This is a genomic window from Microbacterium sp. bgisy189 (genome assembly GCF_965345345.1).
Lineage (GTDB): Bacteria > Actinomycetota > Actinomycetes > Actinomycetales > Microbacteriaceae > Microbacterium.
The window spans coordinates 38,341-60,888 of sequence record NZ_CBDRMZ010000011.1; the positions used below are offsets into that span (position 1 = coordinate 38,341).

Here is a 22,548-nt window from a genome sequence, read left to right on the forward strand (position 1 = left end):
TTGTCCCACTTTCGGCAGAGCATGTCGCACTTTCGGACGCTCTGAAGCCCCAGAAGCAACCGAAAGTGGGACACGTCTCGCCCGCGGCTGGCATCATCGGGAACGTGACGGTCGACCGCGAGACGCTGGCGATGCTGCGGCGCGCCCGCGACCGCGTGGACCGCGAGTACGCGCAAACGCTGGATGTCGAGGCGATCGCCCCCAAGAGCCCATGGACCAGGACTGGGGCACGCGCGACTGCGCGTTCCGCGATCCGGCGGGCAACACCATCCGACTGCAGCAGAAGGGCTGAGGCACATGGCTGAGAAGAAGAACGGCACGTTCAGCGACACCGAGAAGGCGGCGATGCAGCAGCGCGCCGACGAGATCCGCTCCACGAAGGGCCTGAAGGGCGCCGCGAAGACGGCGAAGGAATACGAGGCGTGCGTCGCCGCGATCGAAGCCCTGAGCGACGTCGAGAGCGCGATCGCCGCGACCCTGCACCGCATCGTCGCCGAAGAGGCGCCCGAGCTCGCCGCGAAGACGTTCTACGGCTTTCCGGCGTACGCGAAGGACGGCAAGGTCGTCGTGTTCTACCAGCCGGCGTCGAAGTTCGACACCCGGTACGGCACGATCAGCTTCGACGACCCGGCGAACCTCGACGACGGCGTGATGTGGCCGGTGTCGTACGCCGTGCTCGAGATGAACCCCGAAGTCGAGAAGCGGGTGCGCGCCCTCGTGAAGAAGGCCGTGAGCTGACGTGCCGCGCGTCGTCGTCGCAGGTCCCGCCGCCTGGAACCATCTGATCGTCCTCGACCGCCTGCCCGAGCCGACCCCGCACATGCAGTTCGCCGAGGCGAGCGTGCACACCGTCGGCGGCACCTCGGCCGGCAAGGCGCTGCATCTGCACGCGCTCGGGGTCGACAGTCGGTTGCACGCGCTGCTCGGTGATGACGCGGACGGGCGGCGCGTCGCGGCGGCCCTGCGCGGTGCCGGGGTCGACTTGGTCGCGCACACGGCGGGCACCGAACGCCACGTCAATCTCATGACCCGTGCGGGCGGGCGGGTGTCGCTGTACGTGTCGACGCCGGATGCCGCGGGTCCCGACGTGCTCGCCGCGATCGAAGCCGACCTCGCCGGTGCAGACGTAGCGGTGCTCGATCTCAGCGCGGTGGGTGCCGACCTGCTGCCGCGACTGCCGGCATCCGTGCCGCTGTGGACCGACCTGCACGACTACGACGGCGCGGCCGCATTCCACGAACCGTTCCTGCGGCGGGCGGAGGTCGTCTTCATGAACGCCGATCGCACTGACGACCCGTGGGGACTCCTCGCCTCGTGCATCGCGCGCGGTCCGCGTCTCGCGGTGTGCACGCTCGGGGCTGACGGCGCGATCGCGCTGGACCGCGACGGGCGCCGCACAGCGGTCCCCGCGGCCCAGGCCGAAGTGGTCGACACGAACGGTGCCGGCGACGCGTTCTTCGCCGGTGTGCTCGCCGCAGTGCTGGATGCCGGTGGCCTCGCGAACGCCGACCTCACCGCCGCGCTGCGGGCCGGTGCCGCGCAGGCGGTGACCGCGCTGGCAACGGTGCACCTGCATCCCGCCCTGGCCGCGGCGGAGGGGACGACGACCTAGACTGGAGGGGTTCCGCTTCCGCTTGCAGACGAGTTTCGACGTGTCCCACACCGCCCCGCGCGCCTTCGAGGTGCGCCACGTGCAGATCGCGCGTGCGCTGTTCGCGGCGCTCGCCGCCGTGATGATCACGTTCACGGCCGATCATTCGGCGAACGTCGGGCTCGCGGTCTTCAGCGGGTTCGCGATCGCGACCGGTCTCGTGCTGCTGCTGTCGGCGTGGCTCGTCTATCCGGCAGGTCGGCGTGCGCCGAGCGTCGTGCTGGGCGTGCTCATGATGATCGCCGGCATGATCGGCGGACTGCCGCCCCTGCGTACGACGACGATGTTCTTCGTGCTCGTCATCGCGTGGGCGATCGTGACGGGTGTGGCCGAACTGGTGGCCGGCATCGTGCAGCGCCGTCGCGGTGACGCCGACGCTCGCGACGCGATCCTCGTCGGCGCGGTCACGCTGGCGCTCGCGGTGGGCCTGCTGATCGTCAATCCGGCCTACAGCCTGGACTATTTCATCGACGAGGCCGGCGCGTGGTTCACGCTCACCGGCATCACGATCGCCGTCGGACTGTTCGGCGGCTACGCGGCGATCGTCGCGGTGTTCCTCGGCATCGCCGGGTTCTCGCCGCACCGAGAGGCCGGCGATTCTGCGGCATCCGTCACCGAGGCCGCCACCGACCCGGCAGGAGAGCGCGCATGACTGACGAGCACCCCACGCGTCGCGAGCTGATGAAGCCCGTGCAGCTGTTGGGCTTCGCCTTCGGCGCTGCTGCGTTCGCGGGCCTGATCGCGCTCGTCGCGATGGGCTTCTTCCAGAACCTCGACGGCGCGCAGCGTCAGCACGTCGTCATCGTCTCGCTCGTGGTGGCGGGCATCGCGTTCATCGCGACGCTCGTGATCATGGCGCTGCTCATGCTGGCCGTCGATCCCGCGCAGATGAACCGCGGCGTCGACAAGCCCGTGCTGCTGCCCGAAGACCAGCCCGGCGACAGCACCCCCGACGCGGACCCCTCGCGCAGCTGACTGCACGCGGCTGCTGCGCCGCGATCTCACCGAGTCCGTGATTTCAGGTTGAGTCCGGCGTTGTGCCGCCTGGACTCGCGCTCGAATCGCGGACTCACCGCGCCCGCCCCGCGCCCGCCCCGCGCTGCGACGGCTTACAGCTCGTCGACGAGGCGGTCTGCGAGGCCCGCGTAGGTCGCGGGGGTCAACGCCAGCAGACGCTCCTTCGCGGCATCCCCGATGTCGAGGCCGCGCACGAACTCCGCCAGCTCGGGTCCGCCGACGCGGCGGCCGCGGGTGAGGTCCTTCAGCAGCGCGTACGGGTCGGTGATCTGCGACCGGCCGGCGACGATCTCGGCGCGCACGACGGTCTGTATCGCCTCGGCCAGAACCTCCCAGTTCGCGTCGAGGTCGGCCAGCAGCACGTCGCGCGACAGCGAGATCTCGGTGAGACCGCGCGAGAGGTTGTCGAGCGCGAGTAGCGAGTGCCCGAACGCGACGCCGATGTTGCGCTGCGTCGTCGAGTCGGTGAGGTCGCGCTGCATGCGCGAGGTGACGAGGGTGGATGCCAGGGTCGCGAACAGTCCGCCGGCGATCTCGAGGTTCGCCTCGGCGTTCTCGAAGCGGATGGGGTTGATCTTGTGCGGCATCGTCGACGAGCCGGTGGCGCCCGCGACGGGGATCTGCGCGAAGAAGCCCATCGAGATGTAGGTCCACACGTCGGTCGCGAGGTTGTGCAGGATGCCGCCGGCGTGACGGGCACGGTCGTACAGCTCCACCTGCCAGTCGTGAGATTCGATCTGGGTCGTGTAGACGTTGAAGTCGATGCCGAGGCCCTCGATGAACTCGCGGGCGACGGTGGGCCAGTCCACATCAGGGGCGGCGGCGAGGTGCGCCGACCAGGTGCCGGTCGCGCCCGAGAACTTCGCGAGGTATTCGCCGCCGGAGATCTGGTCGGCGACGCGCTGCAGGCGCCAGGCGAAGACGCCCAGCTCCTTGCCCATCGTCGACGGCGTGGCGGGCTGGCCGTGCGTGCGTGAGAGCATCGCGGCATCCCGGTGTTCGACCGCGAGGGCCTTCAGCGCGTCGATGACCGCCTGCAGCTTCGGCAGCCACACCTGCTCGACGGCCCGCTTGACGGTGAGGGCGTACGAGGCGGAGTTGATGTCTTCGCTCGTGCAGGCGAAGTGGGTGAGCTCGGCGACGGCATCCAGTCCCAGCGACGACAGGCGGTCGCGCACCAGGTACTCGATGGCCTTCACGTCGTGGCGGGTGACGGCTTCCTTCTCGGCGAGCCAGTCGATCTCTGCCTGACCGAAGTCGCGGTACAACGCCCGCAGCGATTCCTTGTCGGCATCCGACAGTGGCGCCGCGTCGAACAGCGAGCGGTCGGTGAGGGCGATGATCCACTCGACCTCGACCTCGACGCGGGCCCGGTTGAGCCCCGCCTCCGACAGGTAATCGGCGAGCCCGGTGACCGCTGCGCGGTACCGTCCGTCGAGGGGGCTGAGGGGTTGGGGCGGCAGAGAGGTCACGAGACTCCGATCGGTGATGAACGGGCGCTCAGGACGTCGGACGAATTGCGGGTTCGAGTTGCCGGAAGAGCGCCCGGCTCGCTCGTTCGATCATACCGAGCACGTCGTCGAACATTTTCTCGCCCGCGTAGTACGGGTCGGGCACGTCGAGCCCGTCGTCGCCACCGCTGAACGGCAGCAGCAGCGAGACCTTGTCGGCGTCGGCGGGCGTGCGCGCCCAGGTGTGCAGACTGCGCTCGTGTGAACGGTCGAGTGCGACGATCAGGTCGTTGCGGTCGAAGTCCTCCATCGTGAACTGGCGTGCGCGGTGCTTCGACCCGTCGTACCCGCGACGCTCGAGGGCCGCGACGGTGCGGCTGTCTGCCCGTTCGCCGACGTGCCAGTCACCGGTGCCGGCGCTGGATGAGACCACCCGATCGCCGAGTCCCGCCTGCTCCACGAACCACCGGAACACGACGTCGGCCATGGGCGAGCGGCAGATGTTCCCGGTGCAGACGAAGACCACGCGGAACGGGTCGTAGGCGGGTGGCACGGGTTCCATTGTGGACGAGTCGTCGCCTCCTGCACAGGGTGGGATGCCGTGCACCTTTCCACCGTTCGGGGTGCCGGCGCGATCCCCGCCGTCGACGGCACGCGACGATCGGCACATGACCACGATCGAACAAGCCCGAGCTGTGACCGATGCGAAAGACCTCGTGAGCGCCCAACTCGACGTCGTCGATGCGATGCTGATGGACGGCTGGCAGCTCACAACGTCGACCGAATGGGAATCGACGTCGGCTGCCGCCTATCGCGATTCGGCGGCGACGTGGTGCCGGGAGTGGGCCACGATGCGCGGCGTCATGGCCGTCGAGATCGACAACCTCCGCGCGGCGGCGTGCCGCATGTGGGCGGAGGTGACCTCCCCGTGACGATCGAGATTCGCGGCGGTGGCGTGGTCGCCGTCGACACCGAGAGCCTGCGTGCCGCGTCCGCGCGGTGGCGAACGCTCGCCGACTCAGCCCGCGGCGTGCAGCGCGCCCTCGAGCAGGCGTCGGGCAGCATGCACGCGGCCGGGGCGTACGGCAACGTCGAGTACCTGCGCCGCGTGGTGACCGAGGGCTGCGATCGCGCCGACCGCCACGCCGACGACCTCTCGCACGTCGCACTGCTGTACGAGATCGTCGAGGAGCGGGCGGCCCTCGCCTCGGCGCGCCAGGCCGGCGGCGAAGGACTCATCGCCCAGCACGAGACGCGCCTTGCGAACCTCGAATCCCAAGCGTTTGCGGCGGGACTGGGAGCCTCGATGCTCGAGGCGCAGTGGGGTGCGGGGCGTTATGCCGGTGTCGCGGGGCAGTTCGTGTACACGACCGCGCAACTCGGGGTGCTGGCACCGTGGTTCGGGACGCTATCGTTCGGCGCGCTCGCCGCCGTCCACCTGATGGGGTTGGGGCGCGTCGACGCCGGCGACAGGCTCGAGCCGACCGCGGAACAGGTGCGGGTCGACCGCCTGGAGGAGAAAGGGGGAACCGCGCCCGGCGGTGTCGCATCCCTCGTCGATCGCATGCCCGGCGGCGAGGGCAGCCGCATCCGTGTGGAGATCTACACGATGCCGAACGGCGAACGAGAGGTGCTCGTCTACACCACCGGCACGCAGCAGTGGGGACTGCCGGGGTCGGACCCGTTCGACGTGCAGTCGAACCTCGAGACCTATGGCGGGCAAGAGTCTGGGTCGTACCTCGCCCTCGAGCAGGCACTCGAAGATGCCGGCGTGACGAAGGACGACGGCATCCACCTCATCGGGCACTCGCAGGGTGCGATGGTCAACGCGCGATTCGCAGCGCAGACCGACTATCGCGTCGAGACGGCGGTGTCGATGGGCAACGGGCTCGCCGTCGAACTGCCCGGCCACGTGCTCTCGGTGACCCTGCGGCACACCGACGACATCGTGCCGGCCCTGACAGACGGGGGCTTCGGCCACACCACGGGCGCGACCGGCAGCATCGTCGTCGAGCGCAACGCCGGGCTGGACGACAATGTGATCGGCTCGCACATGCTCGACGAGTACCGCGAGACCGCCGTCGAGCTGGATGCCTCGCGCGACCCGCGGATGGGGGCGGTGCGCGACGTGTTCTCGGGGCTGGCGGGTGCGACCGCGGTGCAGACCATCACGTACTCGGCCCAGCGGGTCGAGCCGAAGGGGGCGGTCGGAGCGCGGGCGGCGGCGGGGTGTGAGCGTCAGCGCTGCTTCTTGGTCTGCGGGCGCAGGATGATGCCGAAGATCCAGTTGATGAGCGAGATCACGAGGGCCGCCACGACGCCGAGCCAGAAGTTGTCGACGCGCAGACCCCAGTCCCAGAAGCCGGTGATCCAGGCCGTCAGCCACAGCAGGAACCCGTTGATGACGAGCGAGATGAGCCCGAGGGTGAGGATGTAGAGCGGGAACGCGACGATCTTGACGACCGTGCCGATGATCGTGTTCACGAGCGCGAACACGACCGCGACGGCGAGCAGGGTCAGGACGAGCTGCAGGGTCTCGCCCGGCGCGAACGCGATGACCCTCACCTGCAGTGCGGAGATGAGGGAGACGACCCAGATCGAGAACGCGTTGACGACGACGCGAATGAGGAATCCCATGGCGGAAGTCTGTCATGCGCTCGCTGGCCACTGCCATGTGCGCCCGCTCCGTAGACTTCGTGTCGTGACCGACTTCCCTGTTCGCATCCGTCCCGAGATCGCCGCGCTGCCGCCCTACCGTCAGGGCAAGCAGGCGGGCACCGACTCGTTCAAGCTCTCGAGCAACGAGAACCCGTTCGCGCCGTTGCCGCGCGTCGTCGAGGCGATGCAGGCGGCCACGGCGGTCAACCGCTATCCGGACGCGTCGGCAGGTCGACTGCGCGCGCGTCTGGCGGAGCGGTTCGGTGTCGATGCGGATGCCGTGCACGTCGGCGCGGGCTCGGTCTCGCTGCTGTATCAGCTGGCGCAGGCGACCTCCGGGCCGGGCGACGAGATCCTCTTCGCGTGGCGCTCGTTCGAGGCGTACCCAGGCCTCGCCGTCGTCGCCGGCGCGACCGCGGTCACGGTGCCCCTCACCGAATCCGGAGAGCACGACCTCGACGCGATGGCCGAGGCGGTCACCGATCGCACCCGCATGATCATCGTCTGCAGCCCGAACAACCCGACCGGCCCGATCGTCACGCAGGCCGCGTTCGACGCGTTCGTTCAGGCCGTGCCGGGCGACGTGCTCGTCGTGCTCGACGAGGCGTACGCCGAGTTCGTCACCGACCTCGAAGCCGTCGACGGTGAGCGTGTGCTCGCGTCGGGGCGCGAGAACGTCGTCGTGCTGCGCACCTTCTCGAAGGCGTACGGCCTGGCGGGACTGCGCATCGGCTACGCCGTCGGCCACCCCCGCATCCTCGACGCCGCGCGCACCACCGGCATCCCCCTGTCGGTGACGGCGCCCGCCGAAGCGGCGGCGCTCGCGAGCCTCGACTCCGAGGCCGAACTGCGGGCGCGTGTGGCCGAACTCGCCGACCGCCGTGACGACCTCGTGCTCGCACTGCGCGACGCGGGCTGGAACGTGCCCGACGCACAGGGCAACTTCGTGTGGCTGCCCGCCGGCGACCGCGCGGTCGAGGTCGCCGAGGCGTTCGACGCCGCGGGGCTCATCGTGCGTCCGTTCGCGGGCGACGGCGTGCGCATTTCGGTCGGCGAACTCGGCGCGATCGAGAAGATCGTCCAGGTCGCGGCATCCGTCGCCCCCTGACCGCGCAGACCGGCGTTCAGGAAGATCGCGCGCGAAGCGCGTCGCCCAACCACCGGTCGTAGGTCGCCCACGGGTCGCGTCCGGTGCGCAGAGACTCGATGTGGTCGACGAGCGGCGCCGCGAGGGTGAACCACTCACCGCCCTCGCGGAGCGCGGCGAACTGCCGGTGCCGCTGCTGCTCGAGATCGCGTCCGCCCTGCTCGAACGCGAGCAGCTCCTCGTGGCGGATCGCAGCGAGTCGGGCTCTCGGCGTCGCCGAGGTGCCGATCTTCACCCGCTGTGCGTACCGCAGGTAATAGACGACCGAGACGCGCGGGGTCGGCAGGTCGGCGTCGGGGGCATCACCCACCCGCCAGCCGCACCGGTCGCAGTGCCACGCGTGATCGCCGTCGCCGACCGGATGCCGCGCACCCTCGACGCCGCCGCACACGCGGCACGCCGACGGCATCGACTCGGGCACACCGGCATCCTGCCCAAGGCCGCCGACATCGCGGCCGACCGGCGCTTGTCGGCCACCGCAGTCGAATCGGGCGATCCGTTGTGGCGCGCATGCAGAAGGTCGCATACGGACCGCGCTAGCGTGAAGGAATGACGTCGGCCGAAGATCCTGCCCTCATCCGCGTCCTCGCCGCAGACGGCACGTTCGCCCCCACGCCCGAAGCCGAGCGGTTCCTGCCGCTCGTCGAGTCGTTGACCGATGCCGACCTCGAGACGTTCTATCGCGACATGGTCATCGTGCGGGCGTTCGACCGGCAGGCGACCAATCTGCAGCGTCAGGGGCAGCTGGCCCTGTGGCCGCCGTCGTTCGGGCAGGAGGCCGCGCAGGTCGGCTCGGTGCGTGCCGCCCGCGCGCAGGACCACATCTTCCCCTCGTACCGCGAGCACGTCGTGTGCACGACCCGCGGGGTCGACCCGATCGACATCATCCGGCTCATGCGCGGCATGACGCACGGCGGATGGGATCCGACCGACCCCAAGAACGGCAACACCCGCATCTATACGCTCGTCCTCGGTGCGCAGACGCTGCACGCGGCCGGCTTCGGCATGGGACTCGTCTTCGACGGCAAGTGCGGCACGGGCGACGCCGAGACCGACCAGGCCGTCATGGTCTACTACGGTGACGGCGCATCCAGTCAGGGCGACGTGCACGAGGCCATGGTCTTCGCGAACAGCTACCAGACTCCGCAGGTGTTCTTCCTACAGAACAACCACTGGGCCATCTCGGTGCCGGTCGCGACGCAGTCGCGTGCGCCGCTGTACCGCCGCGGTGAGGGCTACGGCATGCCGTCGTTCCGCCTCGACGGCAACGACGTGCTCGCCAGCTACGCGGTCTCGAAGGCGTCGCTCGACGAGGCGCGCGGCGGTGCCGGGCCGCGTGCGATCGAGGCCCTCACCTACCGCATGGGTGCGCACACGACGAGCGACGACCCCACCAAGTACCGCACCTCCGACGAGGAGCAGCTGTGGGCCACGCGTGATCCGATCGCCCGCATGCGCGCCTACCTCGAAGGCAAGGGCGCTGCCGCGTCGTTCTTCGACGGGGTGGATGCCGAGGCCGCCGCGTATGCCGACGACGTGCGCGTGCGCACGAACGCGCTCGGCGACGTGTCGGTCGACCTCGCGTTCGACCACGTGTACACCGAGCCGCATCCGCTCGTCGCCGAGCAGAAGCAGTGGCTCGCCGGCTACGAGGCGGCGTTCGAGGAGGAGCAGGCATGAGCCAGGCGATGCCGTTCAGCCGGGCCCTCAACGCGGGTCTGCGCGCCGCGATGGCGGCCGACGACCACGTGCTGCTGATGGGTGAGGACATCGGGCGCCTCGGCGGCGTGTTCCGTGTCACCGAGGGGCTGCAGGCCGAGTTCGGCGACCGCCGCGTGCTCGACACCCCGCTGGCGGAGTCCGGCATCGTCGGCACCGCGATCGGGCTCGCGATGGCCGGGTTCCGGCCGGTGTGCGAGATCCAGTTCGACGGGTTCGTCTTCCCCGCCTTCGACCAGATCACCTCTCAGCTCGCGAAGATCACCAACCGCCACGAGGGCGCCGTGCAGATGCCCATCGTCATCCGTATCCCCTACGGCGGACACATCGGCGCGGTCGAGCACCACCAGGAGAGCCCCGAGGCCTACTTCACCCATACGCCCGGCCTGCGCGTGGTCGCCCCGTCGACCCCGAACGATGCGTACTGGATGATCCAGGATGCGATCCGCTCCGCCGACCCGGTGATCTTCATGGAGCCGAAGGCGAAGTACTGGATGAAGGGCGAGGTCGACGTCGACGAGCGCGCCTTGCCGCTGCACGCGTCGCGCATCGTGCGCCGCGGCACCGACATCACCCTCGTCGGCCACGGCGCGATGGTGACGACCCTGCTGCAGGCCGCGGCGCTCGCCGAGAGCGAGGGCACCTCGTGCGAGGTCGTCGATGTGCGTTCGCTGTCGCCGGTGGACTACGGCCCGATCCTCGACTCGGTGCGCCGCACCGGCCGCATGGTCTATGCGCAGGAGGCGCCGCAGTTCAACTCCCTCGGCTCCGAGATCGCCGCGACCGTCATGGAGAAGGCGTTCTTCGCGCTCGAGTCGCCCGTGCTGCGGGTGTCGGGCTTCGACACCCCCTTCCCTCCCGCGAAGCTGGAGGGCACCTACCTGCCTGACGCAGACCGCATCCTCGAGGCCGTCGACCGCGCCCTCGCCTACTGACAGGAGTCAGGATGAGCACCCAGACCTTCCACCTGCCGGACGTCGGCGAGGGACTGACCGAGGCCGAGATCGTGCAGTGGCGCGTCGCGCCGGGCGATGCCGTCAAGGTCAACGACGTCATCGTCGAGATCGAGACCGCGAAGTCGCTCGTCGAGTTGCCGTCGCCGTTCGACGGCACCGTCGGTGAGCTGCTCGTCGCAGAGGGCACCACCGTAGAGGTCGGCGCTCCGATCATCACGATCGCCGGGGATGCCGCGGCTCCCGACGCGTCGTCGGGTCACTCCGCGCACGGCGAGCAGCACGCCGAGGCCGAGGGGGAGGGTGCCGTGCTCGTCGGCTACGGCACCGGCGGTGCGGTCAAGTCACGCCGCCGCAAGCCCGCAGAACGCCCGGTGAAGGCATCCGTCGGTGTCGTCGCCAAGCCCCCGATCCGCAAGCTCGCCCGTGATCTCGGGGTCGACCTGTCGCAGGTGACGCCGTCCGGTCCCGACGGCGAGGTCACCCGCGACGACGTGGTCGGCCACGCGTCGCAGGCCTCCGTCTTCCGCAACATCGCGACGCCGGAGGTGCCGGTCGAGCGCGAGCAGACGATTCCGGTGCAGCCGGATGCTGCGGTCACCACAGCGCCCCGCCCCACCGGGCCCGCTCCCGCGCTGGACGAGGGCCGCGAGGAGGCCATCCCGGTCAAGGGCGTGCGCAAGGCGACGTCGTCGGCGATGGTGCGCTCGGCGTACACCGCCCCGCACGTGTCGGTGTGGACCGACGTCGACGCGACCCGCACGATGGAGCTCGTCAAGCGCCTGAAGGCCTCGCCCGACTTCGCCGACATCCGCGTCTCGCCGCTGCTGATCATGGCCCGCGCCGTGGTGTGGGCGGTGCGCCGCACCCCGATGGTCGGCGCCGCGTGGATCGACAACGAGGACGGCTCGGCCGAGATCCGGGTGCGCAACTACGTGAACCTCGGCATCGCTGCCGCCACCCCGCGCGGCCTCCTGGTGCCGAACATCAAGGACGCGCAGGATCTCAACATGCGTGGCCTCGCGAAGGCGCTCGAGAAGCTGACGCTGACTGCCCGCGAGGGTAAGACGTCGCCCGCGGATCAGCAGGGCGGCACGATCACGATCACGAACATCGGCGTGTTCGGGATGGATGCCGGCACCCCGATCATCAACCCGGGCGAATCGGGCATCGTCGCGATGGGCACGATCCGGCAGAAGCCGTGGGTCGTCGACGGCGAGGTACGCCCTCGGTTCGTCACGACCGTCTCCGGCTCGTTCGACCACCGCGTCATCGACGGCGACGGCATGAGCCGCTTCATCGCCGACGTCGCCAGCGTGCTGGAAGAGCCCGCCCTGCTGCTGGACTGATCCGGCATCCCCCTCGCCCGTCCGCGACGTCGTGCACGCGACAGCGGGGTGACTCAGTAGAGGCCGAGCTCCCAGCCGGACAGGTGCTGACGCGGCGGGTCGGTGATGATCGGCGGCGCCGGGCGGCTGCGGCGAGTGAAGCGGCTCATCAGCCAGCCGGCGAATCCCTCGCGGCCGGCGCGCAGGCGGATGAACTCGGCTCGCGACGGGCCGCCGGGGACCCTGCGGGGGAGTGATTCCGCTGCGATCACCCACTCCGGCAGCCCGAGCAGCCGCAGCACCGACCGCAGCCGCTCCGACTCGTAGACGCTGTCGGTGTCGAGCTCTTCGCCCAGCAGCTCCGCCAGGGCTTCGGCGGCATCGGGTCGCTCGAGTGCGGATGCCAGCGCCTCCGCACCCTCCTCGCCGACAGGCTCGGTCATGACCTCCTTGTCGGCGTCGGGCTCCTGCGACGGGTCGCTGCTGTAGCGGATCATCTCGTCGCCGGCCTGCCAGGCGACCACGCCGAGTTGGCGGTCGATGCGCACCCGCACGGCCAGGATCGGAGTAAACGACGACGCCAGGTGCGCGCCGACTTCGACGATGCCCCGTCCTGCTGATGCCGTGATGCCCGCGCCCGGGTCGCCGACCGCGACGATCCAGCCGTCCTGGGGTGGCGCGATCCATCCGGAGAATCCGATCGTGCGCAGTGCGTCGCTGACGGACGGGCGGTCATCCGAAGACACGTAGACGGCGCCGTACGAGTATCCATCGGGACCCCCGACTTCCTGCGGCGGCGAGAGAGGTGGCAGCGTCATGCCGCGATCCTGCCATGATCGCTTCAGGCGAGGGCGTCCAGGTGTTAACCTCACGCCGTGAGCACCTCGCGCGTGACCGCCCCCGTCATCGATCCCGCCGACAAGCCGAAGGGCCCGGTGTCGTACTTTCCGAACATCGAGGCGAAGTACGGCGAGCCGATGCAGCACTGGATCGACCTCACCGTCGAGCGGTTCGATGCGGGCGAGACGCATATGGCGATCGTCGGATGGCTGAAGTCCGACCACGGACTCGGCCACGGCCACGCCAACGCGATCGTCGCGTGGGTGAAGGCCCAACTCGGCGCCTGAACCCGAGGCGGTCGGTGGGGTGTTCAGTATTCAGTCCCCGCGAAGCCGCTGGCCGGTCGATGCCGCGGGATTCCGCGTCGACAACGCTGGATCCGTCGCGGCGGAGACTGAATGCTGCGCAGCTGAGGGGTCGTCCGTCAGCCTCGGTCGGAGACGAGGGCGGCGATGAGAGCGGCGTTCTCGGCGATGCGCCGGGTCGCATCCAAACGCAGCCGGTCGTCGATCCAGCCGTCGAACCCCGAACGACGGGCGTCGACCGACGCCCACGTCGGCTCGGGGAAACCGAGGTCGCGGTTGCGGGTCTCGAGCCTGCACCGGTGCGCGTCGGCATCCGCGAGCACGACCTCGACGAACTCGAGTCGCGCGCCCTCGGATGCCGCGAGATCCCGCCATTGTGCTCGCGCGGGTTCGGCATCGTTGACGGCATCGACGATCACGACGTGCCCCAACCTGAGCTGGGCGCGCGCGACGGCCTCGGCGGCGACATACGCCGCGAGTCCAGTGGGCTGATCGTGCGCAATGCCCGCTGTGCGCATCGCCGCTTCGATCGGGTCGACGGCGACGACGGCGCACGACAGCATCCGCGCTGCCGCCTCGGCGATGGTGCTCTTGCCCGACCCGGGGAGTCCCGCCATCACGATGAGCATGCCGTCAGCCTGCCGCCTTCTGCATCACGAGGACAGGAGAACGCGCGAGAACAGGACGATGCGCCCCTGATCGTCCTGTTCCGGTGAGATCTCCTGTCGCCGGAACGCACCGAGACACAGCCCGGCACGCGCAAGATTGAGAACGATTATCAATAGCGACTAGAGTGTGAGCATGCCGCTTCGCCCTCGCATCCTCGCCGTCTCGACCGCCGCCCTCGGGGCGACCCTCCTGCTCGGCGGTTGCGCCATGGCGACGGAGACGGCGGCGGGCGAGGGCGAGCGCGTGCAGGTCGTCGCCTCCACGAACGTCTACGGCGACATCGTCGCGCAGCTCGGTGGGGACCGCGTCGAGGTCACGTCGATCATCACGTCGACCTCGCAGGATCCCCACTCGTACGAGGCATCCGCCCGCGACCAGCTCACGATCTCGCGGGCCGATCTGATCGTCGAGAACGGCGGCGGGTACGACGCGTTCATCGACGCGCTCGTCGAGGCGTCCGGAACGGATGCCGACGTGCTCACCGCCGTCGAGTTCTCGCACGACTACCCCGAGAATGAGGGCCACGACGCCGAGGCGGACGCGGACCACGACCACGCAGATGAAGACGGCCACGATCGGCACAACCACATCGAGGGCTTCAACGAGCACGTCTGGTACGACCCGCACACGATCGCCCATCTCGCCGAAGACATCACGGCGCACCTGACCGAGCTCGACCCCGACGGCGCGGATGCGTACGCTGCGGCGCTCGCCGAGTTCACCGGCGGCATCGAGCAGCTCGAGACCACGATCGCCGATCTTGCCGAGACCTCCGGCGGCGCGCAGGTGTTCGCGACCGAGCCGGTGCCCGCCTACCTCGCCGCTGCCGCCGAGTTCGTCGATGTGACCCCGTCCGCCTTCAGTGAGGCGGTCGAGGAAGGGCAGGACGTGCCGCCCGCGACGATGCTCGAAGCCCTCGACCTGCTGGCGTCGGGCGACGTCGACGTCGTCATCACGAACGCGCAGACGGGCGGCGCCGAGACCGAGGCGGTCACCGATGCGGCAGCGGATGCCGGCATTCCCGTGCTCGCCTTCACCGAACTGCTGCCCGACGGCGAGACGTACACGAGTTGGATGCAGCGCAACGTCGACGAGCTCGCCGGTACGCTGACCCGATGACCGAGCGCGCCCCGCAGCCCGCCGCCCCGCCCCTGCAGATCAGGGGTGCGGCGCTGCGCCGCGACGGCCGCGAGCTGTGGAGCGGGCTGGACCTCGACGTCGAGCCAGGCGAGCTGATCGCGGTGCTCGGCCCGAGCGGTGCCGGTAAGACCACGCTGCTGCGGGCGATCCTCGGGCTCGAATCGCTCAGCGAAGGCGCCATCACGGCGCTCGGCGAACCCGTGCGCGGCCGCGGCAACCGGCGCATCGGCTACCTGCCGCAGGCCCGTCCGCTCCCGCGGGAGACCTCGATGCGCGGCCGCGACCTCGTCTCGCTCGGCGTGAACGGGCACCGCTTCGGGCTGCCGGTGCCGCGCCGCGGCGAACGGCAGCGGGTCGACGACCTCATCGAGGCCGTCGGCGCGACCGACTTCGCAGACCGACCTGTCGGCGTGCTCTCCGGCGGTGAACAGCAGCGGCTGCGCGTCGGGCAGGCGCTCGCCGACGATCCGCGGCTGCTGCTGTGCGACGAACCGCTCACGAGCCTCGACCTCGCCAACCAGCAGGCGGTCGTGCGCCTGATCGACCAGCACCGCAAGAGCGGGGCCGCCGTGCTGCTGGTCACGCACGACATCAACCCGGTGCTCGGCAAGGTCGACCGCATCCTCTACCTCGCCGGCGGACGGTTCACCCTCGGCAAGCCCAAAGACGTGCTCACCTCGCCCGTGCTCACCGACCTGTACGGGGCTCCCGTCTTCGTGCTGCGCGCCGGCGACCGGCTCGTCGTCGTGGGCGCGCCGGATGCCGAGGAATCGCACCACCATCACGACCACGACCACGGGGGTCACGCGTGAACTGGGCCGACGTGCAGGATGCGATGTTCGGCGGCATCCCCTTCTACAGCGAGATCCTCGCGCTCGTGTCGAACTCGCTGTGGGCCGGCGCGATCCTCGGCCTCGTCGGCGGCCTCATCGGCGTGTTCGTGATGCAGCGCGATATGGCGTTCGCGGTGCACGGCATCAGCGAACTCTCCTTCGCCGGCGCCGCCGCGGCGCTGCTGATCGGCGTCGACGTCGTGACGGGGTCGATCTTCGGCTCGCTCGTCGCGGCTGCACTCATCGGCTGGCTCGGCGCGAGGGCCCGCGACCGCAACTCGATCATCGGCGTGCTCATGCCGTTCGGCCTCGGCCTCGGCATCCTGTTCCTCTCGCTCTACGACGGGCGCAGCGCCAACCGGTTCAGCCTGCTGACCGGGCAGATCGTGTCGGTGCAGACGGGCGAGCTCGGCTGGCTCATCGGCATCTCGGCGTTCGTGCTCATCGCGCTCGTGCTCATCTGGCGTCCGCTGCGCTTCGACTCGCTCGACCCGCAGTCCGCCGCCGCGCGCGGTGTGCCGACCGTCGGCGTCTCGCTCGCCTTCATGCTGCTGCTCGGACTCACCGTCGCCGTCGCGGTGCACATCATCGGCGCGCTGCTGGTGATGGCGCTGCTCGTCACACCCGCGGCCGCGGCGATGCGGGTCGCATCGGGACCGGTCGCCGTGCCCGCGCTCGCGGCGGTGTTCGGGCTCGTGTCGGCGGTCGGCGGCATCTTGCTCGCGGTCATGGGCACGCTGCCGGTGAGTCCCTACATCACCACCATTTCGTTCGCGATCTACCTCGTGTGCCGCATCGTCGGTGCCCGCCGCGGCCGCGTCACCCGCGCCCATGCGTGACGAGCCCGCGCACAGGCGCCGCGGTTAGACTCGCGGCATGGCCCAGCGCAACACCTGGCAGCGTGAACGCGTCCGCGAAGCGCTGACCGACGCCCAGGGATTCGTCTCTGCGCAGGACCTGCACGCCGCCCTGCGGGAGGCGAACACCGGCATCGGCCTGGCGACGGTCTACCGCGCGCTGGCGAATCTGGCATCCAGTGGCGAGGCCGATCAGTTGCAGAGTCCCGAGGGCGAGGCGATCTACCGCGCCTGCGAGAGCAGCGGCCACCACCACCACCTCATCTGCCGGTCGTGCGGCACGACGGTCGAGATCCAGGCGACCGATGTCGAGCAGTGGGCGCGCGAGACCGCCGCCGACCACGGCTTCACCCGCGCCGAGCACGTCGTCGACATCTTCGGGCTGTGCGCGGCATGCACCGCCCGCGCCGATCGTGACCCGAGCTGACACCCGCACCGCGGCGGCTGCCCCGCGGAGCGAGCTGACCCGCACCCTCGTCAACCTCGGGGCGGGGGCCGCTGTCGTCGCGGCGCTCATCGTCCTCGCGCTGCTCACCCCCGGCCCGTCGCTGCCGACGCGTGCGCAGGACGGCCTGACCCTCGCAATCAGCGTGCTCATCGAGTCGCTGCCGTTCGTCGTGCTCGGCGTGATCTTGTCGATCGTCGTGCAGGTGTGGCTGCCGCCGGGCGTCATCGAACGATGGATGCCGCGGCGCGCGTGGGCGCGCCGGGCCGTGCTGTCGCTGCTGGGCATGCTCATCCCGGTGTGCGAATGCGGCAATGTGCCGTTCGCCCGCGGCCTCATGATGCGCGGGTTCAGCGTGCCCGAGACGATGACGTTCCTGATCGCGGCGCCCATCGTGAACCCGATCGTCATCATCACGACGCACCAGGCGTTCGGCTTCGACGACGGCATCCTCATCGCCCGCCTCCTCGGCGGGTACGCGATCGCGAATCTCATCGGGTGGCTGTACAGCCGGCATCCCGACCCCGACGCCCTCATCACCGAGCGCTTCCGCGATGCGTGCGCCGTCGCCGAACAGACGGATGCCGGAAAGGCCGCCCGCACGATCACCCAACTGATCGTCGAACTGCGGGCGGTCATGCCGGCACTCGTCATCGGGTCTGCGCTCGCCGGTGGCGTGCAGGTGCTCGTGCCGCGCGAGACGCTGCTGGCGATCGGTTCGAACCCGGCCCTGTCGATCATCGCGATGATCGCCCTCGCGATGGTCGTGTCGATCTGCTCGAACGTCGACGCGTTCTTCGCGCTGTCGTTCGCATCGACCTTCACGCCCGGGTCGATCGTCGCGTTCCTGCTGGTCGGTCCGCTCGTCGACGTGAAGATGCTCGCCCTGCTGCGCACGACGTTCCGCACCCGCACTCTCGCGGGCATCGTCGTCATCGTGCTGCTGGCGGCCGTCGCGATCGGAGGAATGGTGAACCTCGTTGTCTGACACGCACGCGTCGTCCGTCGCCGGTTCGCTCGCCACCCGCCTGCTCGGCGTGGGGCTCGCGGCTGCGCTCGCGGCCACGACGATCGCGCTGGCGCTGACCGGACAGCTCGCGCTGTACATCAACCCCGACGGGGCGTGGTTCGCCGTGTCGATGGCGGTCATCGCGCTCATCGGCGCCGTGGCGTCGTTCCTGCTGCCGCTCGGCGCCGAGGCCGATCACGGGCACGATCACGGGGGAGCGGGGCATGGTTTCGATACGCCGCCGCTGCGCGGCGGCACGCAACCACCCGAATCGCGTCGTGCCGCGCGCGAGAGCAGCCTTGCCGCGCGCTCGCGGTCGCCTCGCGAGCGGAGCGAGACGACACGTGGCGACCACTCTCGGCCCCGCGTGACGCCGGGCGGTGTGCTCGTCGCGATCGGCGGGGTCGTCGCAACGGGCATCGTCGCGACGATCGTGGTCACTCCGCCGGCAGTCCTTTCGACGGAGCTCGCGATGAGTCGTGACCTCGGTGCCGCGCCGCTGTTCCAAGACGCCGACACGGTGCAGCTGGCGGCGACCGGTGACACCGCGTCGTTCGGAGTCGGCGACTGGGTGACCGTGTTCGCCACGGCGACCGATCCTGAGGCGTTCGCCGGCACACGCGTGGCGCTCACCGGATTCGTGACGCCCGCGGATGCCGGATTCCAACTCACCCGCATGGTCGTCACGCACTGCGTCATCGACGCCCAGCCCGCCGTCCTGCCGATCGCGGCGACCGACGTGCCGGCGACGGGGGAGTGGGTCACGGTCACCGGCACGGTGCGCGACGACGGCGGTCGCCTGGTCATCGAGGCGGCCGAGGTCGAGACGATCGACCAGCCGAAGGACCCGTATGAGTACTGACACCCGCCGGAGCCGACAGCGAGCGGCGGCCGCGCCGTCGCGCCGTCGCCCGTTCGGCGGTGCCTTCGCGCTGGTTGCGGGCTTGCTGCTCGCCGTCGGGCTGGGCGGCGCCGCGCTCACGACCGTGCAGGGTCCACGGGTCACCGACGTGCAGGTGAACCCCGCGACGGCGATCGAAGCGTCGGGCAGTCGCGTGATCTTCACGCTCAGTCAGGCCGTCGCCGCCATCGATCCCGAGCAGGTGACCGTGACGCCCGAGACGGCGTTCACCGTCGACACGTCGGGCCGCAGCATCGGCATCCGCTTCGCGCTGCCGCTGTGGGATGCCACCGACTACACGATCCGCATCGACGGGGTCGAGGGCGTCGGCGGTGGCACCGTGAGCACTCTCGAGGAGTCGTTCACGACACCGGCACTGCATTCGTACGTGCTGCTTCGAGGCGGTGAAGACGGCGAGGACCGCATCTTCCGCACCGATTTCGAGGCGACTGCCGCGGTGCCCGTGTTCAGTGATCCGCGCATCGAGGACTACCGCGCTTCGGGGGAGCACCTCGTCGTCAACACGACCGATGACGACGGCCTATCGCATGTGACGGTCGTCGGGCTCGACGGTGAAGACCCCGCTGAACTCACGCTGCCCGGCGAGGGGCGCGTGACGAACCTGCAGGTCGCCGACCGCGGATCGCGCATCGGCTACACGTTCACGGATGCCGATGTCGGCACCGCCGGCGCCCAAGAGAGCATCCTCTACACGGCATCCGCCGACGATCCGGACGCCGACCCGCTCGCCGTCGAGCGCGAGGGCGAGGCGCGCGTCGAAGACTGGCGGTTCGTGCCGGGCACCGACGACGTGCTCATGATGACCTTCGATGGGGCGCTGACCATGGCTGCTCCGGGCGGGGCCGCGCCGGTCGCGCTCGGCACGGCGGTGCACATCCACGGCATCTCGCCGGGGTCGACCCTGGCACTGATCGACACGACGGAGGGGCTCATCGGGCTCGATCTGGCGACGGGCGAGCAGGAGGAGCTGCTGCCCACAGACCCGACGCTGGGATTCGTCTCGACCGTGACGCCGCTGCCCGGCGGGTCGGGTGCGAGTCTGCGGGCGCTCAGCGGGGCCGACGGCAGCACATCGACGTCGGTGGTGGTCGTCGACGACGCGGGAACGCGTGAGGTGTTCGCCGCCGCGGTCGGCGATGCGCTCGTGCACACGTGCGTGTCGCCGAGCGGCCGGTACGCCGCGTTCCTCGTCGCGCCGAACGTGGTTGACAACCCGTACGACGGCTACCTGCTGCCGCTCCCCGAGACGCTGCAGACGCACATCGTCTCGCTCGAGGACGGCGACGACATCGTCGCGCTCACCGGGTTCGACATCTCGTGGTGCGAAACGGCTCCGCCGCTGTGACGGACGTGCCCACGGCACTCGTTCCTGCGACCCGCGCCGCGCTCGCAGGGCTGCCTGTCGACGTCGCACCGCGGCTGCTCGGCGGTGTGCTGCGAACGACGGTCGACGGCGAGACCGTTGCGGTGCGTCTCACCGAGGTCGAGGCCTACCACGGGCAGGGCACCGGCGACCTGCCCGACCCCGGCTCGCACGCGCGCATGGGCCGCACGGCCCGCAACGCGACGATGTGGGGAGAGCCCGGTCATCTCTACGTCTACTTGAGCCACGGCATCCATTCGTGCGTCAACGTCGTGTGCGGTCCCGACGGAACCGCGGGCGGAATCCTGCTGCGCGCGGGCGAGGTGATCGAGGGGACGGATGCCGCAGCGCGGCGCCGCGCGTCGGCCCGTTCGCCGCGGGATTTCGCGCGAGGCCCGGGTCGATTCGGCTCGGCGGTGGGCCTGCGGCATCCCGTCCACGACGGCATCGACGCGGTGACCGGTGCCGAGCAGGCGGGTGCGGTCGCGCGACTGGAGCTGCCACGGCATCCCGTCGAGGCGATCGCCTCGGGCCCCCGCGTCGGGGTCGCGGGCATCGCTGGCACCGAGGCGTTTCCGTGGCGGTTCTGGATCGCGGGCGACCCGACGGTCTCGCCGTTCCGCTGGGGCCGCGGCGCCACCGAGGTCAAGGCGACACGCCCGACCGTGCTAAAGTAGCTCTTTGTCTGCGCGCACTCCAGCACGCAGTTCGCGCTGTCCGCCTGGCGGATGGTGCAGACAAGGGATCTTGGGTGGGGCCGTCCGGCCTCACGGTATCGCCTCATCAGGGGCGTAAGGAGACATCACTATGGCAGCAGTGTGCCAGGTGACTGGAGCAGTTCCCGGCTTCGGTCACAACATCTCGCACTCGCACCGCCGGACGAAGCGCCGCTTCGACCCGAACGTGCAGAAGAAGACCTACTACGTTCCTTCGCTTGGTCGCAAGATCACGCTGAACGTCTCGGCTAAGGGCATCAAGGTCATTGACGCCCGCGGCATCGAGTCGGTCGTGAAGGACCTGATCGCGAAGGGTGTGAAGCTCTAATGGCGAAGAAGGCTCAGGACGTCCGTCCGATCATCAAGCTGCGCTCGACCGCCGGCACGGGGTACACCTACGTGACGCGCAAGAACCGCCGCAACAACCCCGACCGCATCGTGCTGAAGAAGTACGACCCGGTGGTCCGCAAGCACGTCGAATTCCGAGAGGAGCGCTGATCTCATGGCGAAGAAGAGCAAGATCGCGCGCAACAAGCAGCGCGAAGAGGTCGTCGCCCGCTACGCCGAGAAGCGTGCCGAGCTGAAGAAGACCCTGGTCGACCCGAACGCGACCGACGAGGCCCGCGAGGCCGCCCGCGTCGGCCTGCAGAAGCTGCCGCGCAACGCGTCGCCGGTGCGTCTGCGCAACCGCGACGCCATCGACGGTCGCCCCCGCGGCCACCTGTCGAAGTTCGGCATCTCGCGTGTCCGCTTCCGCGACATGGCACACCGTGGCGAGCTGCCCGGCGTGACCAAGTCGAGCTGGTAAGCACCACAGCAGCGAAGGCCCGGTTCCTCTTCGGAGGAGCCGGGCCTTTCGTCTGTCGCGACGCGCATGACGTGTCGAACGCCACAGAAGTCACATCAGTCACAGCTGTCACGCGACACGCCGGGGAGTATGACCAGGAATGCGCGGAAATCCGCGGAATCACGCGGTTCGTGGGTATATTCGGTCGCGGTCGAACGACCAGCCGGGCGGTGTCCGCCGCTCGGTCCGCAGGAACTGAAGGCGGCGTAACCCGCCGTCTGGAGGACAACCCAATGGCTATCACCAAGACCGAGCTCGTTGCCAGCATCGCCAGCGCGACGGGCCAGAGCCAGTCGACCGTCTCGGGCGTGCTCGACTCGCTGTTCGCCACCGTGTCCGAGGCTGTCGCCAAGGGCGAGAAGGTCACGATCCCCGGTTGGATCGCCTTCGAGTCGGTCGACACCGCCGCTCGCACGGGCCGCAACCCGCAGACCGGTGAAGAGATCAAGATCGCTGCCGGCAAGCGCGTCAAGGTGACCGCGGGCTCGAAGCTGAAGGCTGCCGTCAAGTGAGTCGAGCCGGGTCAATGTGCGAAGCGCGTTGACGCGGCTGCGACTCAGGTTGAGTGCCGCGGCGTTGACGCCGCGGTGTATCGAAACCTGAATCTGACGCTGGAAGGGGGATGCCGCGAGGCATCCCCCTTCTGCTGTCTGCGGGCACGCCGACGCGATCTAGGCT

Annotated in this window: 28 protein-coding genes and 1 pseudogene; 23 read left to right on the top strand and 6 right to left on the bottom strand. The window is 69.9% G+C overall.

Annotated features, from left to right (window positions below):
- Positions 1–202: 202 nt before the first annotated feature.
- From ACSF8R_RS12785 to ACSF8R_RS12805, 5 genes and pseudogenes are all read left to right on the top strand, one after another.
- Positions 203–292: pseudogene (locus ACSF8R_RS12785) on the top strand (VOC family protein); the annotation flags it as partial.
- A 5-nt stretch (positions 293–297) separates the two neighbouring features.
- On the top strand, positions 298–738 hold the full coding sequence (locus ACSF8R_RS12790) for a hypothetical protein (protein WP_434812256.1): 441 nt from the start codon (positions 298–300) through the stop codon (positions 736–738).
- A 1-nt stretch (position 739) separates the two neighbouring features.
- On the top strand, positions 740–1,612 hold the full coding sequence (locus ACSF8R_RS12795; protein WP_434812257.1) for a carbohydrate kinase family protein: 873 nt from the start codon (positions 740–742) through the stop codon (positions 1,610–1,612).
- 40 nt (positions 1,613–1,652) lie between these two features.
- Complete coding sequence (locus ACSF8R_RS12800) at positions 1,653–2,303, top strand: acyl-CoA synthetase (RefSeq protein WP_434812258.1); 651 nt, start codon at positions 1,653–1,655, stop codon at positions 2,301–2,303.
- Positions 2,300–2,626: an amino acid transporter gene (locus ACSF8R_RS12805; RefSeq protein WP_434812259.1), complete on the top strand. Its 327-nt coding sequence runs from the start codon at positions 2,300–2,302 to the stop codon at positions 2,624–2,626. Before ACSF8R_RS12800 ends, ACSF8R_RS12805 begins: the two co-directional genes overlap by 4 nt.
- A gap of 134 nt (positions 2,627–2,760) precedes the next feature.
- Here ACSF8R_RS12805 and purB read toward each other — a convergent pair whose 3' ends face one another.
- On the bottom strand, positions 2,761–4,140 hold the full coding sequence (gene purB, locus ACSF8R_RS12810; protein ID WP_434812260.1) for an adenylosuccinate lyase: 1,380 nt from the start codon (positions 4,138–4,140) through the stop codon (positions 2,761–2,763).
- Positions 4,141–4,168: 28 nt separating this feature from the next.
- A complete protein-coding gene (locus tag ACSF8R_RS12815) occupies positions 4,169–4,681 on the bottom strand; it encodes a low molecular weight protein-tyrosine-phosphatase (RefSeq protein WP_434812261.1) in 513 nt (170 codons plus the stop codon).
- Positions 4,682–4,787: 106 nt separating this feature from the next.
- On the opposite strand from ACSF8R_RS12815, the gene ACSF8R_RS12820 reads away from it, so the two are divergent.
- Positions 4,788–5,051 (top strand): hypothetical protein, encoded by a 264-nt coding sequence (locus ACSF8R_RS12820; protein WP_434812262.1) that lies wholly within the window; start codon positions 4,788–4,790, stop codon positions 5,049–5,051.
- 1,306 nt (positions 5,052–6,357) lie between these two features.
- Here the strand turns inward: ACSF8R_RS12820 and ACSF8R_RS12825 are convergent.
- Positions 6,358–6,756 carry a phage holin family protein gene (locus tag ACSF8R_RS12825; protein ID WP_434812263.1) on the bottom strand — a complete coding sequence of 133 codons (399 nt, stop codon included), beginning with the start codon at positions 6,754–6,756 and terminating at the stop codon, positions 6,358–6,360.
- A gap of 64 nt (positions 6,757–6,820) precedes the next feature.
- Between ACSF8R_RS12825 and ACSF8R_RS12830 the strand changes: the two genes are divergently transcribed.
- Complete coding sequence (locus tag ACSF8R_RS12830; protein ID WP_434812264.1) at positions 6,821–7,885, top strand: histidinol-phosphate transaminase; 1,065 nt, start codon at positions 6,821–6,823, stop codon at positions 7,883–7,885.
- Positions 7,886–7,901: 16 nt separating this feature from the next.
- Here ACSF8R_RS12830 and ACSF8R_RS12835 read toward each other — a convergent pair whose 3' ends face one another.
- Positions 7,902–8,345 carry a GIY-YIG nuclease family protein gene (locus tag ACSF8R_RS12835; protein ID WP_434812265.1) on the bottom strand — a complete coding sequence of 148 codons (444 nt, stop codon included), beginning with the start codon at positions 8,343–8,345 and terminating at the stop codon, positions 7,902–7,904.
- Positions 8,346–8,473: 128 nt separating this feature from the next.
- On the opposite strand from ACSF8R_RS12835, the gene ACSF8R_RS12840 reads away from it, so the two are divergent.
- The 3 genes from ACSF8R_RS12840 to ACSF8R_RS12850 are packed head-to-tail and all read left to right on the top strand — an operon-like array spanning position 8,474 to position 11,945.
- Positions 8,474–9,604 carry a thiamine pyrophosphate-dependent enzyme gene (locus ACSF8R_RS12840; protein WP_434812266.1) on the top strand — a complete coding sequence of 377 codons (1,131 nt, stop codon included), beginning with the start codon at positions 8,474–8,476 and terminating at the stop codon, positions 9,602–9,604.
- Entirely contained in the window at positions 9,601–10,578 is a 978-nt protein-coding gene (locus tag ACSF8R_RS12845; RefSeq protein WP_434812267.1) for an alpha-ketoacid dehydrogenase subunit beta, read from the top strand. Before ACSF8R_RS12840 ends, ACSF8R_RS12845 begins: the two co-directional genes overlap by 4 nt.
- Before the next feature lie 11 nt (positions 10,579–10,589).
- Positions 10,590–11,945, top strand: coding sequence for a dihydrolipoamide acetyltransferase family protein (locus tag ACSF8R_RS12850; protein WP_434812268.1), 1,356 nt, complete (start codon positions 10,590–10,592; stop codon positions 11,943–11,945).
- 53 nt (positions 11,946–11,998) lie between these two features.
- On the opposite strand, the gene ACSF8R_RS12855 is transcribed toward ACSF8R_RS12850, so the two are convergent.
- Positions 11,999–12,742 (bottom strand): hypothetical protein, encoded by a 744-nt coding sequence (locus tag ACSF8R_RS12855; protein WP_434812269.1) that lies wholly within the window; start codon positions 12,740–12,742, stop codon positions 11,999–12,001.
- A gap of 57 nt (positions 12,743–12,799) precedes the next feature.
- Between ACSF8R_RS12855 and ACSF8R_RS12860 the strand changes: the two genes are divergently transcribed.
- On the top strand, positions 12,800–13,051 hold the full coding sequence (locus tag ACSF8R_RS12860; protein ID WP_434812270.1) for a DUF4287 domain-containing protein: 252 nt from the start codon (positions 12,800–12,802) through the stop codon (positions 13,049–13,051).
- 137 nt (positions 13,052–13,188) lie between these two features.
- On the opposite strand, the gene ACSF8R_RS12865 is transcribed toward ACSF8R_RS12860, so the two are convergent.
- The gene (locus tag ACSF8R_RS12865) at positions 13,189–13,698 is read right to left on the bottom strand and encodes an AAA family ATPase (RefSeq protein ID WP_434812271.1); all 510 of its coding nucleotides are present in this window, start codon (positions 13,696–13,698) and stop codon (positions 13,189–13,191) included.
- A 172-nt stretch (positions 13,699–13,870) separates the two neighbouring features.
- On the opposite strand from ACSF8R_RS12865, the gene ACSF8R_RS12870 reads away from it, so the two are divergent.
- From ACSF8R_RS12870 to ACSF8R_RS12925, 12 genes are all read left to right on the top strand, one after another.
- A complete protein-coding gene (locus ACSF8R_RS12870; protein ID WP_434812272.1) occupies positions 13,871–14,857 on the top strand; it encodes a metal ABC transporter solute-binding protein, Zn/Mn family in 987 nt (328 codons plus the stop codon).
- Complete coding sequence (locus ACSF8R_RS12875) at positions 14,854–15,690, top strand: metal ABC transporter ATP-binding protein (RefSeq protein ID WP_434812273.1); 837 nt, start codon at positions 14,854–14,856, stop codon at positions 15,688–15,690. Before ACSF8R_RS12870 ends, ACSF8R_RS12875 begins: the two co-directional genes overlap by 4 nt.
- Positions 15,687–16,550 carry a metal ABC transporter permease gene (locus tag ACSF8R_RS12880; protein WP_434812274.1) on the top strand — a complete coding sequence of 288 codons (864 nt, stop codon included), beginning with the start codon at positions 15,687–15,689 and terminating at the stop codon, positions 16,548–16,550. The genes ACSF8R_RS12875 and ACSF8R_RS12880 overlap by 4 nt, the downstream gene beginning before the upstream one ends.
- 37 nt (positions 16,551–16,587) lie before the next feature.
- Positions 16,588–16,995 (top strand): Fur family transcriptional regulator, encoded by a 408-nt coding sequence (locus ACSF8R_RS12885; RefSeq protein ID WP_434812275.1) that lies wholly within the window; start codon positions 16,588–16,590, stop codon positions 16,993–16,995.
- Positions 16,982–18,001, top strand: a complete 1,020-nt coding sequence (locus ACSF8R_RS12890; RefSeq protein ID WP_434812276.1) for a permease — start codon at positions 16,982–16,984, stop codon at positions 17,999–18,001. Before ACSF8R_RS12885 ends, ACSF8R_RS12890 begins: the two co-directional genes overlap by 14 nt.
- Positions 17,994–18,884, top strand: a complete 891-nt coding sequence (locus tag ACSF8R_RS12895) for a TIGR03943 family putative permease subunit (protein ID WP_434812277.1) — start codon at positions 17,994–17,996, stop codon at positions 18,882–18,884. The genes ACSF8R_RS12890 and ACSF8R_RS12895 overlap by 8 nt, the downstream gene beginning before the upstream one ends.
- Positions 18,874–20,289 carry a hypothetical protein gene (locus ACSF8R_RS12900; protein ID WP_434812278.1) on the top strand — a complete coding sequence of 472 codons (1,416 nt, stop codon included), beginning with the start codon at positions 18,874–18,876 and terminating at the stop codon, positions 20,287–20,289. The genes ACSF8R_RS12895 and ACSF8R_RS12900 overlap by 11 nt, the downstream gene beginning before the upstream one ends.
- Positions 20,286–20,984: a DNA-3-methyladenine glycosylase gene (locus ACSF8R_RS12905; protein ID WP_434812279.1), complete on the top strand. Its 699-nt coding sequence runs from the start codon at positions 20,286–20,288 to the stop codon at positions 20,982–20,984. Before ACSF8R_RS12900 ends, ACSF8R_RS12905 begins: the two co-directional genes overlap by 4 nt.
- Before the next feature lie 130 nt (positions 20,985–21,114).
- Positions 21,115–21,351 (top strand): 50S ribosomal protein L28, encoded by a 237-nt coding sequence (gene rpmB, locus ACSF8R_RS12910; protein WP_005051771.1) that lies wholly within the window; start codon positions 21,115–21,117, stop codon positions 21,349–21,351.
- Positions 21,351–21,521, top strand: coding sequence for a 50S ribosomal protein L33 (gene rpmG, locus ACSF8R_RS12915; protein ID WP_029145259.1), 171 nt, complete (start codon positions 21,351–21,353; stop codon positions 21,519–21,521). Before rpmB ends, rpmG begins: the two co-directional genes overlap by 1 nt.
- A gap of 4 nt (positions 21,522–21,525) precedes the next feature.
- The gene (gene rpsN, locus ACSF8R_RS12920) at positions 21,526–21,831 is read left to right on the top strand and encodes a 30S ribosomal protein S14 (RefSeq protein ID WP_183532622.1); all 306 of its coding nucleotides are present in this window, start codon (positions 21,526–21,528) and stop codon (positions 21,829–21,831) included.
- Positions 21,832–22,103: 272 nt separating this feature from the next.
- Positions 22,104–22,382, top strand: a complete 279-nt coding sequence (locus ACSF8R_RS12925; RefSeq protein WP_434812280.1) for an HU family DNA-binding protein — start codon at positions 22,104–22,106, stop codon at positions 22,380–22,382.
- Positions 22,383–22,548: the final 166 nt, after the last annotated feature.

What these genes read in the sequence shown, in the direction of transcription:
- ACSF8R_RS12815 (WP_434812261.1), bottom strand. Translation starts at nt 4,681, where the DNA reads ATGGAACCCGTGCCACCCGCCTACGACCCGTTCCGCGTGGTCTTCGTC.
- ACSF8R_RS12900 (WP_434812278.1), top strand. Translation starts at nt 18,874, where the DNA reads ATGAGTACTGACACCCGCCGGAGCCGACAGCGAGCGGCGGCCGCGCCG.
- ACSF8R_RS12885 (WP_434812275.1), top strand. Translation starts at nt 16,588, where the DNA reads ATGGCCCAGCGCAACACCTGGCAGCGTGAACGCGTCCGCGAAGCGCTG.
- ACSF8R_RS12925 (WP_434812280.1), top strand. Translation starts at nt 22,104, where the DNA reads ATGGCTATCACCAAGACCGAGCTCGTTGCCAGCATCGCCAGCGCGACG.
- rpmB (WP_005051771.1), top strand. Translation starts at nt 21,115, where the DNA reads ATGGCAGCAGTGTGCCAGGTGACTGGAGCAGTTCCCGGCTTCGGTCAC.
- ACSF8R_RS12840 (WP_434812266.1), top strand. Translation starts at nt 8,474, where the DNA reads ATGACGTCGGCCGAAGATCCTGCCCTCATCCGCGTCCTCGCCGCAGAC.
- ACSF8R_RS12865 (WP_434812271.1), bottom strand. Translation starts at nt 13,698, where the DNA reads ATGCTCATCGTGATGGCGGGACTCCCCGGGTCGGGCAAGAGCACCATC.
- ACSF8R_RS12845 (WP_434812267.1), top strand. Translation starts at nt 9,601, where the DNA reads ATGAGCCAGGCGATGCCGTTCAGCCGGGCCCTCAACGCGGGTCTGCGC.
- ACSF8R_RS12825 (WP_434812263.1), bottom strand. Translation starts at nt 6,756, where the DNA reads ATGGGATTCCTCATTCGCGTCGTCGTCAACGCGTTCTCGATCTGGGTC.
- ACSF8R_RS12805 (WP_434812259.1), top strand. Translation starts at nt 2,300, where the DNA reads ATGACTGACGAGCACCCCACGCGTCGCGAGCTGATGAAGCCCGTGCAG.
- rpmG (WP_029145259.1), top strand. Translation starts at nt 21,351, where the DNA reads ATGGCGAAGAAGGCTCAGGACGTCCGTCCGATCATCAAGCTGCGCTCG.
- ACSF8R_RS12855 (WP_434812269.1), bottom strand. Translation starts at nt 12,742, where the DNA reads ATGACGCTGCCACCTCTCTCGCCGCCGCAGGAAGTCGGGGGTCCCGAT.
- rpsN (WP_183532622.1), top strand. Translation starts at nt 21,526, where the DNA reads ATGGCGAAGAAGAGCAAGATCGCGCGCAACAAGCAGCGCGAAGAGGTC.
- ACSF8R_RS12790 (WP_434812256.1), top strand. Translation starts at nt 298, where the DNA reads ATGGCTGAGAAGAAGAACGGCACGTTCAGCGACACCGAGAAGGCGGCG.
- ACSF8R_RS12850 (WP_434812268.1), top strand. Translation starts at nt 10,590, where the DNA reads ATGAGCACCCAGACCTTCCACCTGCCGGACGTCGGCGAGGGACTGACC.
- ACSF8R_RS12870 (WP_434812272.1), top strand. Translation starts at nt 13,871, where the DNA reads ATGCCGCTTCGCCCTCGCATCCTCGCCGTCTCGACCGCCGCCCTCGGG.
- ACSF8R_RS12820 (WP_434812262.1), top strand. Translation starts at nt 4,788, where the DNA reads ATGACCACGATCGAACAAGCCCGAGCTGTGACCGATGCGAAAGACCTC.
- ACSF8R_RS12875 (WP_434812273.1), top strand. Translation starts at nt 14,854, where the DNA reads ATGACCGAGCGCGCCCCGCAGCCCGCCGCCCCGCCCCTGCAGATCAGG.